Origin of the sequence: Williamsia herbipolensis, assembly GCF_000964005.1 — a bacterium.
GTDB classification, from domain to species: Bacteria; Actinomycetota; Actinomycetes; order Mycobacteriales; family Mycobacteriaceae; genus Williamsia_A; species Williamsia_A herbipolensis.
The window spans coordinates 63,337-76,862 of the sequence record NZ_JXYP01000040.1 but is presented as its reverse complement, the minus strand read 5'-3'; the positions used below and the strand labels follow the sequence as shown (position 1 = coordinate 76,862).

Here is a 13,526-nt window from a genome sequence, read left to right as displayed (position 1 = left end):
GGCGATACCCGGCGCCATGTCCGTCGACGGGGGAGCCGTTCCGGGGGGTGCGGCGAACGCCTGGCCGGCGGTACCCGCGGCGATGGCTGCGGCGAGCATCACGCCTGCGGTCGTCCGGGTCACCCTCTGCGGATGGTGAAGCGACACGGTCACTCTCCTGTGATCGGTCAGGCGCCGGCGAGGCCGGCGACGGCGGGTCGAGCGAAAAAGATACACGGCGGTGTGTGGCCTCTCCGTGCCCGTATGTGGGCACGAAAATCCCGGCGGGTGATCGATGGACACCCCTCCGAGAGCGCCTGGACAGCTCTCGGGAATCACCACGTCGGAAGCTTGTGCAGGAAGTCAACCATGTGTCCAGTTGGTGCTCAACACGACCCTGTGCATAAGTCCGAATACGGATCGTGGTGATCGGATCCGGCGGGCTGCGGCCGAGATGTCCGTTCGTTCGCGAGACGTGAAGGCGACCTGTTCCGAACGACGGTGGCCCGCCGTAAGGTCATCGTTAGCGTAGCGAATGGCTGCATGATCGGTGCATCAGTCGGAGGTGCGATGGAGAAGATACGTCGGATGGCGACACGGGTCCGGATGCTGCGGGCGGCGGTGGTTCTGGCGGCCATTGCGCTTGTGATGTCGACCGGCCCGACGGTCGCGTCGGCGATGTCGAACGGTGTTCCCGTGCAGGTCGGTTCGGCGCCATGGTTCGTGTCCATCACCTTCACCGAGGGATCCCGCGTCGTCGGCCAGACGGTGACCGGCTCCCGATTCGACCGTCTGCACTGCGGCGGCGTGCTGATCGATCCGGTCACGGTGCTCACCGCCGCGCATTGCGTCGTCGACCCCGAGGCGGTGGCGACCTCACCACGGCGCGCGTTGGCGCCCTCGGTGTTCGGGGTGACCCTCGGCGATGCGCCGGCGGGCGAGAGCTCGGCTGTCGAACGGACCGTGCGCCATATCGACATCGCACCCGGCTTCGGGCTGGTGGCCAATCCGCGTGACCCGGCGAATCTCGACGTCGCCGCCGCGCACGACGACGTCGCGCTGATGACCCTCGCGGCGCCCGTGCCGCGGGCGCGCACCCTCGCGGTGTCGGCGGCCCCGGCGGTCGCGGGCACGTCGGTCACGCTCCTCGGCCACGGTTACACGCCTGCGGGGTCTCGTTCGGATCAACTGCTCCGCGGGTCGCTGTCGGTGATCTCGGCCGCGGCGTGTGCGCGGCAGACGTTCGTCGAACCGGTGCGCGCCGGGATGCTCTGCGCGCAGTCGCGGCCCGGGGTGCCGTCGGTGCAGGCGGGATACGGCGACAGCGGCGGGCCGATGGTGATCGGTGGCGGCGCGCAGGCCCGACTCCTGGGCATCTTCAGCTTCGGGACCGAGACCGTGGCCGACCTCTTCACGCCCGGGTTCAACGCCGCGTCCGATGTCCGGGTCGCGGCCCTGCGCTGGCCCGCCCTGCGGGTGCATCTGCACCTGTGACGCGGGAAGGGCGGTGCGGTTCGGGGATCGGGGATCAGCGAGGGACGATCAACTGCGCGATCTCGAGCACCTGATCGTCGGTGAGCGGAATGGTGCCGTACATGGTCTGACGGTTCATCAGGCCGTCGATCGCCATCCGGAACAGCTCCGCGGTCACATCGCTCGTCGGTCGCCCGGCCGCCTCGAACCCTGCGCGCGCCAGCTGGACGAATCCGGTCTGCTGTCGGTCGAAGGCGTCGCGCAGCTCGTCGTTGGTGCGGGCCTCCCCACGCAGGTGGTGGCGCGCGATGATGCGGTTGCGGTTGGCGTCGGAGGTCATCTCGGTCACGAATCCGACGAGTGCGCCCACCACGGCCTCATGAGTCCAGCGCTCGATGGCGAAGTGGCGCGCAGCGGTCTCGAGGTCGCGGCGGAACACCTCCTCGAGGGCGAGCGACAGCAGCCGCGCGCGCGACGGCGCGTGATAGTTGACCGCGCCGGCACCCAGGCCGGCCGCGGCGTCGACGGCGCGATGGGTGAACCCGCGGGGCCCACGCTCGGCGAGAACGGTCACCGCGGCAGCCATGATCACGTCGCGGCGCCCGGGCCGCTCGGTACCGCTCTGGGCTTCCTCCACGCCACGAACTTACGGTCCGAGATCGCCCACCGACAATGCAGGATCGCGTGCGCTGCACGTGGCCGACGGAATTCGTTGACCAACCCGGCACGGAACCTTAGGCTCAACGGATGTTGAGTAAGTGGAATCCGAACAGGCGATCCCTCCTCGGCGCGGCCGGTGCCGGCGTGGCGGCGGCCGCGATGACCCTGGGCCGGGGGCCGATAGCCGCGGCGGCGCCGACAGGGTCCTCGGAGGGGCCGATCACGCAGAGTTGCTCGGAGCGCTACGTCGGGTACCGCGAGGCCGACCGGGCCAAGCCCTACGCGAAGTACTTCACGCCCCACACCGATCCCGCGCCGCAGGTGGTGCGGACCGCCTTTGCCGGTCCGCCGCTGCCGCCGGCATCGATCCCGGATTTCGGACGTCTCACACGGGATCTCGGTCCGTCGGGCTACTCGCCCATCGAGATCGGATACGGCCAGCGGCCCGATGGTGTCCTCTTCGTCGCATGCCGCACCGAGATGCCCCGCGTGACCGCCGCGATGTGGGACTGGTGGTTCGGGTGGCACTCCATCGAATCGGCCCGCTACAAGCTCTGGCACCCCGACGCACACGAGTACGCGGCCCTGCGGGAGAACCGCACGACCTCCCCGATCCCCGACAAGGCCAAGTACATCGGCAACACCAGCTACGTCGACGAGCTCGTCGGGCCGAAGCTGCAGCAACTGGGGATCGACTTCCGCGATCCGGTCGCCAACGGGTTCACCGTCCCGGCCGACCAGACGATCATCTACGGACGGGTCGGCAGCAGCATCGCGCCGGTCGACCTCGGGTGGCTCGCCCACCAGGTGCGTCCGATCCCCGGCGGCGCGGAGATGCGCAGCCGGTTCTACCTCAACATCCGCGGTCTGCACGTGCCCGATCTCCCGCAGGCGGCATGCGCCGTGGCCCGCGGTGCGTCGGTCGACCCGAGCGACCTGTTCCTCGGCATCGATCTCGCCCGCAACCTGTTGATGCACTGCGGCCAGGAGATGAACCACCTCGCGCAGTTCCTGCCGGAGATCTACCGGGAGTTCCGCGTCTGAATCCGACCCCCGGTCGACGGGGGTGCGCGTCCGTAGAGTGGTCACATGATGCGTCGACCCACGCCCGACAAGCCCGCTCCCGGACAGGAATCGGTGTGGGATTACCCGCGGCCCCCGCGGCTGGAACCGTTCTCGGGATCGATCACCATCTCCCTCGGCGGCATGGAGATCGCCTCGACGACCACGGGGTGGCGCGTACTGGAGACCAGTCACCCGCCCACGTACTACCTCCCGCGCGAGGCGTTCGTCGACGGCGTGCTCCGCGAGACACAGGGTGCGTCCTGGTGCGAGTGGAAGGGTGAGGCGTCGTACTTCGACCTCGTCACCCCCGAGGCCGGCGCCCCGCGCGCGGCGTGGACCTATCTCGACCCGACCCCGGGTTTCGTCGATCTGCGCGGAGCGATCGCGGTGATGGCCGCCCAGGTCGATCGCGCAACGGTCAACGGCGAGACCGTGACCCCGCAGCCGGGCGGCTTCTACGGCGGCTGGGTCACCAGCACCGTCGCCGGACCGTTCAAGGGCATTCCCGGATCGATGGGGTGGTGATGCTGTGAAACTCGCTGTGCACCTTGCCAACATGACCCTGCCCGGTGGACCGGCCGCGCTGGGCCCGGCGCTGGCCGGCGCCGCGCGCGCGGCCGATCAGGGCAGCATCGAGACACTGACCGTGATGGACCACTGGTTCCAGATGGAGAACCTCGGCGGACCAAACGAGCCGATGCTCGAGGGCTATTCGGTGCTGAACTTCCTCGCCGGTCAGACCGAACGGATCCAGCTGGGCACCCTCGTCACCGGCGTCACCTACCGACACCCCGGGCTGCTCGCCAAGACGGTGGCGACACTCGACGTGCTGTCGCAGGGGCGCGCACTCCTCGGCGTGGGCGCGGCCTGGTACGAAAGGGAACACCACGGTCTCGGGGTGCCCTATCCGTCGACCGCGGAGCGGTTCGAGCGTCTCGAGGAGACGATCGAGATCTGTCGGCAGATGTGGAGCGCCGCCGCCGGCCCGTACGAAGGGACCCACTATCGCCTCGCCGAGACGCTCAACAACCCGCCGACTCTGTCGCAGCCGGGACCCCCGTTGATGATCGGTGGCAGCGGCGAGAAGAAGACGTTGCGTCTCGTGGCCCGATACGCCGACATGTGCAACCTCTTCGCGACCGGTGTCGACGAGGTACGGCACAAGATCGATGTGCTCGACGGCCACTGCGCCACCGAGGACCGCGATCCCTCGACGATCCTGCGCACCATCATCACCGCCACCGATCCCCTCACCGACACCGACGCGTTCCTCGCCGAGATGGAGCGATACGCCGCGCTGGGTGTCGGTCAGGTGTTCGTTGGGCCCTCGTCCGACGACCCGGCCGGATGGGTCGAATCGGTTGTGCAGCAGGTCAAGCCGAGGCTCGACGCGATCTGACTCTCAGCCCGCGCACGAGCCGGCATCGTCGGTGTCGGCGTCGGTGTGCAGGCGCACCCGGTTGCCTCCGGAGCGTTTGGCGTCGTACATCGCGCGGTCGGCCGACCGGATGAGGTTCTCGACCACCGTCTCGGCGCTGTCGGCCGACATCGACTCGGCGTCGGCCCAGGCGACCCCGACACTCGCCGTCACGCGCAGGCCCTGGTTCGGCGCGAGCACCGCCGTCCGGATCCGTTCGGCCAGCACGGCCACCTCGCGCAGTGGTCGCCGGCCCACCACGACGAACTCCTCGCCGCCCATCCGGCAGGGGATGTCGGTGTCGGCGATGGCCGCAGCGAGCCGGCGTGCCGTCTCGGCGAGAACGAGGTCTCCGCATTCGTGTCCGCGGGCGTCGTTCACGCGTTTGAAGGCGTCGAGGTCCAGCACGATCGCGACCACGACGTCGTCGGATCCCCGCGGCCGATAGCGGCCCACCGACGCCACCGCCTGCTCGAGGCCGCGTCGATTCGGCAACTGCGTCAGTGGATCCCGGCGCGACTCCACCGAGTCGGAGCTGAGCATGCCGAGAAGGATCTGGGAGGTCACCGGGATGACCATGTTGGCGAGCAGCACCACGATGCCCTTGCTCACCGCCATCGCCGGATCGCCGGCGAGGGCGGTCATGACGGCCAGGGCGAGGGTCACCAGCACCACCGCGGCGACGTGTGCCACGAGCACACGGGTCCCGTGGAAGAACGCGCAGTAGCCACCGATCACGGCGAATACCGTCGCGCCGGCCAGCCCGGCGAGCGGGGCGCTGTCGCTGACGATGCCGAGGGCGATGAGCACGTCGGCGGCTGCCACGAACGCGATGGACCGGCGTCGATCGGGCCACGACGTCGTCACCCACAGCAGTGCGAGAGCGGTGCCACCTACACCGGCGACGGTGGCGGTCGCGTAGCGGACGGGATCAGACGCCCCGTCGGGGCTGGCCATGTTGATGAACGGGATGCTCGAGATGAGGACGGTGGTGAACGCGACGGCGAGGCGAACGAATCCGCGCAGACCGTGCAGCTCGAGGTAGTCGGAGAACCACTGGAAACGGTCGGGTGACCTCCAGGCCGCTGCAGCCAGATGCACGACGGTGCGGCACATCTCCCCCACGGCGGTGCGCACCCGATGCACGCTACGCCGTGCGATGCCTCCGATCGAGGTGATTCAGCGGTCGGTCACGCGTCCGGACCACCGGCGACCACGGGAGGAACGGCACTCCAGTCGATCTCCACGCGATCGCCGCCGGCGTCCTGCGCGGACTGCATCGCGACACCGGCACGGTGCAGCAGGTCGTCGATCGGGGTCTGCACATCGGCCGCGTCGATCGGCGTCGGCGTGAACGCGACGCCGACGCTGGCGCTCACGGGCACCGGGTCGTCGACGTCGAAGACGAGCTCGCGGAAGCGATTCGAGAAGATCTCGACGCCCTCGTGGGTGACGCCGGCCAGGGCCGAGAACTCGGCGTCGCCGGTGCGGGCGACGAAGTCGCCACCTCGCACGCCTTGCGCGAGCCGACCCGCGACCCGCTTGAGGACCTGCTCGCCGCGCTCGTGTCCGTCACCGACCGCGATGTCGTGGAACTGGTCGAGGTGCACACGGACCACCACGAGGTAATCCTTGCGATTGAGGGCCGTCAGACCGGTCGACGCAGCGGAGTACAGACCGTGTCGTGTGAGGACTTCGGTCAGTGGATCGCGCATCGGCTCACCTCTCTGGGTCAGGTGCCTGTTCCCGGCCACCGCGAACCCATGATGCAGTATCAGCGGCAAGACGATGGCGGCCACCGCCGCCTCGACGGCGAAGGGTGCCAGATCGCCAGCGGACGCCGCGGACTGCGAGACGCCCACCACCGCCGTGATCACGACGATCGCCGCCGACGCCGCTGCCTGGCCGTACACGACGACGCTGACCGAGAAGGCCGCCGTGAACGTCCCCAGGAACACCAGCGTGATGGTGGCCGCGAGACCGACCCGAGGGTCGGCCGGGGACAGCGCCGCGACCAGGGTGGCGAGGTCGGCGACGACGATGAACGCGAGGAGCGCGCGACCCGACGTCAACCGGCGGGTCGCCCAGAGCGCGGTGGCGGCGACGGCGATGACGATTGCGGCGACCGCACCGATCACGCGCAGCCCCGAATCGGGACCGCCGGGGGCGGTGGCGGCGACGGTCCAGCCCACCGCGGCGAGCAGGCACAATGCCGCGATCCCGGTCGACAACGCACGGGCGCGCCCACCCGGATCTATCGGTCCCCCCGACAGCGATCCCCCACGGTTTGTCGGCACGACCACGATTGTCTACGACGTCGTGGTCTTTTGGGGCTCTTAACACGAAGCAGTCGCGGTCGGAGGGCATCCCCGAGGGCGGATCGGGTCGAATCGGGGCGGTCGGTGATCTACTCTGCTCGCAAAGGTAGAACACGTTCTAGTTTCGACGAAGGGTGATCGATGAGCAGCGAGCAGATCGCGAATGCGGTGAAGGCGTACGTGGAGCTGGTCGGATCGGGGACCGCCGAACAGGTCGTCGACCTCTACGCGGACTCGGCGACGGTGGAGGATCCGATCGGCAGCGACATCAAGTCGACCCGGGAGGCGCTGCTCGAGTTCTACGGCGTCATCGCACAGCTCGAACGCTCCACCGAACTGAAGTGGATGCGTATCGCCGGCGACACCGCGGTTTTCGAGTTCTCCCTGGTCACCGCCGCGGGCGACGCGAAGTTCGAGGTCACCCCGGTCGACATCATGCGGTTCGACGACGAGGGCCGCGTCGTCAGCATGCGGGCGGTGTGGGACCCCGCATCCGACCTCAAGCAGATCTGACCCGTCGCCCGATCCGGACCGGGCGTCAGCGGCGGCCGGTGGGGCGCAGCACGATCTCGGTGGGGTGCGCGTCGCGCGGCGTGGCGATCGCCTGCGCCACCGCCGCGGCGACGGTCTGCGGCGCGAGGAACCGGGTGGCGTCGTACTCGCCGCCCTCGACGTCGACGAGTTCGCGCTGCATGTCGGTGTCGATGCGACCGGGGAACACCGAGGTGACCCGGAGGTCGGATTCCTCCTCGCGCAGCGACTCCGAGAAGGCGCGCAGAGCGAACTTGCTCGCGGCGTAGGCGCTCCAGCCCGGACGGGCGGTGCGGCCCGCGCCGGAGTTCACGAACACGATGTGCCCGTCCACCTCGCGCAGCGCGGGCAACAGCAGTCGTGTCAGCTCCGCGGCCGCGATGAAGTTGACCTCCATGATGCGGCGGTACTCCTCGGCCGGCGTCTCCTCGACCGGGGAGATGCCGCCCACCCCGGCGTTGTGGACGAGGACATCGAGCGAGGTGATCGCCTCGGTGGCGGCCTCGACCTCGTCGTGGTCGGTCAGCTCCACCGACCACGTCGACGACCCCTCGAGCTCCACGGCGAGATCGTCGAGTTCGGCCGAGGGGCGACCGCCGAGCAGGAGGTCATGGGTGGGGGCGAGTGCGCGTGCGATGGCGGCACCGAGGCCGCGGCTCGCACCGGTGATGAGGGCGGTGGGCATGCGCCCACGATAGGCACGGCCGTGCGCGGCGTGCGGTCAGGCGTCGGCGGTCTGCGTGCGCGCCAACCCCACGACGGCGGTCACCGCCTCGACGGCGACCTCGACGATCTCGGCGACGGGGCGGTTGTCCTCGACGACGAGCGCCGTCATCTCCTCGACCCCGCCGACCAGGAATCGGGCCGTGTCGACCGACAGCGGGTGGAATCCGGCGGTGCGCATCTCGTCGGTGGCGCTGAGTCCGACGAGCAGGTTGATGAACTCGTCGCGGGGGCGGCTCGCGAGGGTGACCGCGGGATCGCCGAGCGACGGCAGTTCGCGCACCCAACTGCGGATCACCGCGGGGTGTGCGGCCACCGCGGTGAAGTAGGCGGTGACGGCCTGGCGGATCTGCTCCTCCCAGCCCGATCGCGGATCGACGGCGGCGGCGACCTCGGCCAGCATCACCGAGTGCACCGACCGCAACAGCGCGAAGTAGCAGTCGTCGCGATCGCGGAACTCCTCATAGAAGGTGCGACGCGAGGTGTGTGCCCGTTTCACGACGTCGCCGATCGTGACATCGCGATACGGCGACGCCGCCAACGCCTCGGCCATGCCGTCCATCAGTCGACGCCGGTAGCCGGTTCGTCGGGTGTCGGTGGGGTCGGCGTCAGGCGTGACGGTCACGGATGTCCTCTCTCGGGTGCCGGTGGGCGGCCGTCGGCAACGGTCGCTGATCGCGCCCACGCTACCGAGACCTCGGCCTCGACAACGGTGACGCGGACGGTCATGACCTGGACAGATTGACCAGGAACTCGATGCTGCCCGTTTTGTCCACAGTCACGAAGCTGCCGATCGACGGCGCCTCGACCCCGTAGTCGGACCACGTGACCGGGATCGAGCCCTGCACGATCACCGACGATCCCGAGCGGGCGACGGCGAGGTCGGTGGTGACCGGACGCTCGACGCCCTTGATGGTCATGGTGCCCGTCGCCGACACCGTCGCGCGGGCGCCCGAGGCCGGGACGCCGGAGATGTCGACGGGCCGGGTGATGGTGAACGTCGCGGTGGGGTGTGCGGCGGTGTCCATGATGTTGGTGCCCCGGAATCGGTTGTCGCGGGACGAATCCGGGCTGCGGATGGAGGCGACATCGACGGTGATGGTGCCCGATTGGAGGGTGCTCCCGGTGACGGTGATGCCGCCGGACACCTCTGTCGTGCGCCCGTTGACGGTGATGTTCTCCCCGCGGAGCACCTCGTCGACGCGGTATCCGGCCTGGGTGCGCGCGTCGTCGGTGCTCGGGCCCGCAACCACGCTCCAGTTGCCGGCGACGTCCACGGTGGCGCCCTGGGTCTGCGACGGCAACGCGAGCTCGGCGTCGGCGTCGGTGACGATCCAGTTCTTGTAGACCCACGGTCCGGCCGCGAACGCGACGATCGCGATCACCACCACGATCCCGGCGGCCCACAGCAGCTTCTTCTTCATCGTGCTCACATCCGTCGTTTCGGGTGTGGCAAACCTTACCTAAGCAACCTGTGAGCGGTGTGTGACGAGCGAGCGGGCGATGAGTCCGGGCAGAATGTGCGAGGTGGCGAACCTCGGCTTCACCCCGACCCAGCTGTCGGCGCGCGCGGCATACCTGTTGCGTGGCAACGACCTGGGCACGATGACGAGCGCCGCACCGAGGCTCTATCCCCACATGTGGAGTTGGGACGCCGCATTCGTCGCCGTCGGGCTGGCACCGCTCAGCGTCGAACGCGCCGTCGTCGAACTCGACACCCTGCTCTCGGCGCAGTGGTCGAACGGGATGATCCCGCACATCGTCTTCGCAGGGGGCCGCGACGGCTACTTCCCGGGACCGGCGCGCTGGGAGGTCGCCCGCCTCGCGAAGCACGCACCGACGACGGCGGACACCTCCGGCATCACCCAGCCCCCGGTCCACGCGATCGCGGTGCAACGCATCCTCGATCAGTCGCGCCGGCGTGGACGGACCACCCGACAGGCCGCCAACGAGTTCATCGACCGCCGATGGGGGAACCTGATGCGGTGGCACCGGTGGCTCGCCCACGCGCGTGATCCGCAGGGACGTGGACGGATAACGCTGTTCCACGGGTGGGAATCGGGCATGGACAACTCGCCTCGGTGGGATGCCGCCTACGGCAACGTCGTTCCCGGCGCCGACCTACCGCCGTACACCCGCGCCGATCTCCTCCATGTCGCCGACCTGACGATGCGTCCGACCGACCTGGAGTACGACCGCTACCTCTGGCTCGTCGAACAGATGAAGCGGGTGAACTACGACGACGCCCAGCTGCCGTCGGTGATGAGTTTCGCCGTCGAGGACGTCTTCGTCAGCGCCATCTTCGCCGTCGCGTGCGACGTGTTGGCCACGATCGGTGAGGACTACTCGAAACCCCGCTCGGACGTCCGCGACCTGCGGGCGTGGGCCGATCGCTTCCGCGCCGGCGTCGTCGCGGCGACCAGCGAGCGCACCGGTGCCGCGCGCGATTTCGATCTGCGCGCGGGTCGATGGATCAACACCGAGACGATCGCGTCGTTCGCGCCGTTGCTGTGCGGCGGATTGCCACGGGAACGGGAGCGGGCGCTGATGCGGATGTTCGAGGGGCCGCGCTTCTGCGGCCATCCGGACCTCAAATATGCGGTGCCGCCCTCGAACTCGCCGATCGCCGCGGACTTCAAGCCGCGCGAGTACTGGCGCGGGCCGGTGTGGCCGGTGATGACGTGGTTGTTCTCGTGGGCGTTCGCCCGACGGGGGTGGCCGGAGAAGTCGGCGCGTCTGCGCGAGGAGGGCCTGCGGCAGGCGCAGGACGGGTCATTCGCGGAGTACTACGAACCGTTCACCGGCGAACCGCTGGGCAGCATGCAGCAGAGCTGGACCGCGGCCGCGGTGCTCGACTGGCTCGACTGAGATCCCGACGCGGTCGAGTCGATGGTGGCGCGGCGGGCCGATGAAGGGTAAAGGAACTTTTACCCGAGGCCGCTCGTAGAACAATCGTGACGATCCTGGGAATCCTCGCCGGCATCGTGGTGGTGCTCATCATCACCGCGTTCACCGGGTATTTCGTCGCGCAGGAGTTCGCCTACATGGCGGTCGACCGGTCGCGACTGAAGGCGGCCGCGGCCGCCGGCGATCGTGCCGCACAGCGCGCACTCGGCGTGACCCGCCGCACCTCGTTCATGCTGTCCGGCGCTCAGCTCGGCATCACCGTGACCGGACTGCTCGTCGGGTACGTCGCCGAGCCCCTGATCGGCGAAGGGGTCGGTGAGCTGCTCGGCGGTATCGGGTTCGGCGCGGCCATCGGTGTCGCGATCGGCACCGTCGTCGCGGTCGTCCTGTCGACTCTGGTGCAGATGCTGTTCGGTGAGCTGTTCCCGAAGAACCTGGCCATCGCCCGTCCCGAGCCCGTCGCGAAGTGGCTCGCCCGGTCGACCACGTTGTACCTCTCGATGTTCGGCTGGCTCATCTGGCTGTTCGACCAGTCGTCGAACGTGCTGCTGAGGGTCCTCGGCATCAAGCCGGTCCACGACGTCGAGCACTCGGCGACCCCCCGCGACCTCGCCCACATCGTCGCCGAGTCGCGCGCCACCGGAGAACTCGCACCGGACCTCTCGGCGCTGCTCGACCGCATCCTCGACTTCCCCGGACGCACCGCGGTCCACGCGATGGTCCCGCGGTCACGGGTCGGCACCGTCTCCGCCGACGAGGATGTCGCGACCGTGCTGCAGCGTATGGGCACCGGTCACACGCGGTACCCGGTGATCGGCGATCGCCCCGACGACGTGCGCGGTGTCATCACGCTGCACGACCTGCTGGTCGACGAACCCCACGGCGTCGCCGGTGATCATCTCCGACCCGCGGTCATGGTGCCGACGACGCTGCCGCTGCCCGCGGTGCTCACGACGCTCGACGGCGCCGACGCGGAGATGGCGATGGTGATCGACGAGTACGGCGGCTTCGCCGGCATCGTCACCGTGGAGGACATCGCCGAGGAACTCGTCGGTGACATCGCCGACGAGCACGATGCCGACCATCCCGTGCAGATCACCGGCTCGCCGTCCGACGGATGGTCGCTACCCGGCGGGATGCCCATCGACGAGGTGGAGCGCATCATCGGATACCGCCTACCCGCAGGTGATTACGAGACCCTGGCGGGCGCCGCGATCCACGCCGCGGGGGGTTTCCCGGAGTGCGGCAGCACCGTGGAGATCGAATTGCCCGGCGACGCGGCCGATCTCGTCCACGACGACGTTCCCCCGGTGCGCGAGCTGGCCGTCACGGTGGTCGCGGTCGAGCGCATGGTCCCGGCCCGGGTCCACGCCCGGCTCGTCGTGCGCGACGACACCGACGACGCCGACCAGACCGGCAGCATGGAGACGACACGATGAGCAATCCCTGGGTACTCGTTGCGGTGACCGTCGGTCTGATCGCCGCCAGCGCGTTCTTCGTGGCGATCGAGTTCGCGTTGATCGCGGCTCGGCGCCACCGTCTGGAGGACGCGGCGGTCGACTCCCGCGCCGCCCGGGCCGCCCTGCGCAGCGCATCGGACCTGTCGGTGCTGCTCGCCGGTTCGCAGCTCGGCATCACCGTGTGCACCCTGGCGTTGGGCGCCGTCACCAAGCCCGCTGTCCACTACTGGCTCACGCCGCAGTTCGAGAGTCTCGGTGCCCCACTGTGGATCGCCGACGTCATCGGATTCGTGCTCGCGCTGATCATCGTGACCTTCCTGCACCTGGTGGTCGGTGAGATGGCACCGAAGTCCTGGGCCATCGCCCACCCGGAGCGGTCGGCGACGCTGCTCGCGATCCCGATGCGCGGCTTCATGTGGTTAACCCGCCCGCTGCTCGTCGCCCTGAACTCCGCCGCCAACTGGTGCCTGCGACGTGTCGGTGTCGAGCCGGTCGACCAGACCGACGGCACCCAGGACACCGACGGGCTCCGGCACCTGGTGGAGCACTCCGGCACCGTGGGAACACTCGACGAGCGCTACCACGGACGTCTCATCAGTGCCCTGGAGATCGAACGCCTCACCGTCGGCGACATCGTGGGCGAATCGGTGCCCGCCACCGTCGACGTCGGCTCGCCGATCTCCGAGATCCGTTCGGCGGCGCACACCACTGGGCATCTGCGCCTGCTGGTGTGGGCGGCGGGCAAGATCGTCGGCGTGGTGCACGTGCGCGACGGGCTCACCGCACCGGAGGGCTCCACGGCCGGTGACATCATGCGCTCGCCGCTCTGGGTCGACGCCGCCGAACCGGTGCACCAGGTGCTGCGCACCATGCGCGAATCCCGCACGCACCTCGCGATCGTGCGGTCACCCGAGGGCGACGCGGTGCGCGGGATCGTCACCCTCACCGACGTCGTCGACCGCCTCCTGCCCGCGACGCCGGCCGCCTGAGTAG

The 13,526-nt window shown here is 69.4% G+C and carries 14 protein-coding genes; 8 read left to right on the top strand and 6 right to left on the bottom strand.

Translation table 11 applies throughout. From position 1 onward, the window contains the following. Positions 1-567: 567 nt before the first annotated feature. Complete coding sequence (locus TU34_RS21000) at positions 568-1,473, top strand: S1 family peptidase (protein ID WP_160298566.1); 906 nt, start codon at positions 568-570, stop codon at positions 1,471-1,473. A 34-nt stretch (positions 1,474-1,507) separates the two neighbouring features. On the opposite strand, the gene TU34_RS22555 is transcribed toward TU34_RS21000, so the two are convergent. After that, on the bottom strand, positions 1,508-2,089 hold the full coding sequence (locus TU34_RS22555) for a TetR/AcrR family transcriptional regulator (protein ID WP_052689130.1): 582 nt from the start codon (positions 2,087-2,089) through the stop codon (positions 1,508-1,510). Between the two features lie 110 nt (positions 2,090-2,199). On the opposite strand from TU34_RS22555, the gene TU34_RS20990 reads away from it, so the two are divergent. The 3 genes from TU34_RS20990 to TU34_RS20980 are packed head-to-tail and all read left to right on the top strand — an operon-like array spanning position 2,200 to position 4,576. Further along, positions 2,200-3,156 carry a DAPG hydrolase family protein gene (locus TU34_RS20990; RefSeq protein ID WP_238981421.1) on the top strand — a complete coding sequence of 319 codons (957 nt, stop codon included), beginning with the start codon at positions 2,200-2,202 and terminating at the stop codon, positions 3,154-3,156. A gap of 45 nt (positions 3,157-3,201) precedes the next feature. After that, positions 3,202-3,702: a DUF427 domain-containing protein gene (locus tag TU34_RS20985; protein ID WP_045824859.1), complete on the top strand. Its 501-nt coding sequence runs from the start codon at positions 3,202-3,204 to the stop codon at positions 3,700-3,702. Positions 3,703-3,706: 4 nt separating this feature from the next. Continuing rightward, a complete protein-coding gene (locus TU34_RS20980; protein WP_045824858.1) occupies positions 3,707-4,576 on the top strand; it encodes an LLM class F420-dependent oxidoreductase in 870 nt (289 codons plus the stop codon). 3 nt (positions 4,577-4,579) lie between these two features. On the opposite strand, the gene TU34_RS20975 is transcribed toward TU34_RS20980, so the two are convergent. Next, positions 4,580-5,731: a GGDEF domain-containing protein gene (locus TU34_RS20975; RefSeq protein ID WP_052689129.1), complete on the bottom strand. Its 1,152-nt coding sequence runs from the start codon at positions 5,729-5,731 to the stop codon at positions 4,580-4,582. A 53-nt stretch (positions 5,732-5,784) separates the two neighbouring features. Next, positions 5,785-6,891 carry a GGDEF domain-containing protein gene (locus tag TU34_RS20970; protein ID WP_150116644.1) on the bottom strand — a complete coding sequence of 369 codons (1,107 nt, stop codon included), beginning with the start codon at positions 6,889-6,891 and terminating at the stop codon, positions 5,785-5,787. Between the two features lie 162 nt (positions 6,892-7,053). Between TU34_RS20970 and TU34_RS20965 the strand changes: the two genes are divergently transcribed. After that, positions 7,054-7,425 (top strand): nuclear transport factor 2 family protein, encoded by a 372-nt coding sequence (locus TU34_RS20965; RefSeq protein ID WP_045824856.1) that lies wholly within the window; start codon positions 7,054-7,056, stop codon positions 7,423-7,425. Between the two features lie 25 nt (positions 7,426-7,450). Here the strand turns inward: TU34_RS20965 and TU34_RS20960 are convergent, their stop codons facing one another. The 3 genes from TU34_RS20960 to TU34_RS20950 form a co-directional block, all read right to left on the bottom strand. Further along, positions 7,451-8,128 (bottom strand): SDR family oxidoreductase, encoded by a 678-nt coding sequence (locus TU34_RS20960; RefSeq protein ID WP_045824855.1) that lies wholly within the window; start codon positions 8,126-8,128, stop codon positions 7,451-7,453. 36 nt (positions 8,129-8,164) lie between these two features. Beyond that, a complete protein-coding gene (locus TU34_RS20955; protein ID WP_052689127.1) occupies positions 8,165-8,791 on the bottom strand; it encodes a TetR/AcrR family transcriptional regulator in 627 nt (208 codons plus the stop codon). Between the two features lie 100 nt (positions 8,792-8,891). Then, positions 8,892-9,590 carry a YceI family protein gene (locus TU34_RS20950; RefSeq protein WP_045824875.1) on the bottom strand — a complete coding sequence of 233 codons (699 nt, stop codon included), beginning with the start codon at positions 9,588-9,590 and terminating at the stop codon, positions 8,892-8,894. A gap of 103 nt (positions 9,591-9,693) precedes the next feature. Here TU34_RS20950 and ggh point away from each other — a divergent pair, with 103 nt between their 5' ends. From ggh to TU34_RS20935, 3 genes are all read left to right on the top strand, one after another. Further along, a complete protein-coding gene (gene ggh / locus TU34_RS20945) occupies positions 9,694-11,034 on the top strand; it encodes a glucosylglycerate hydrolase (protein WP_045824874.1) in 1,341 nt (446 codons plus the stop codon). An 83-nt stretch (positions 11,035-11,117) separates the two neighbouring features. Then, on the top strand, positions 11,118-12,512 hold the full coding sequence (locus TU34_RS20940; RefSeq protein WP_045824854.1) for a hemolysin family protein: 1,395 nt from the start codon (positions 11,118-11,120) through the stop codon (positions 12,510-12,512). Continuing rightward, the gene (locus TU34_RS20935; protein WP_045824853.1) at positions 12,509-13,522 is read left to right on the top strand and encodes a hemolysin family protein; all 1,014 of its coding nucleotides are present in this window, start codon (positions 12,509-12,511) and stop codon (positions 13,520-13,522) included. Before TU34_RS20940 ends, TU34_RS20935 begins: the two co-directional genes overlap by 4 nt. Positions 13,523-13,526 lie beyond the last annotated feature (4 nt).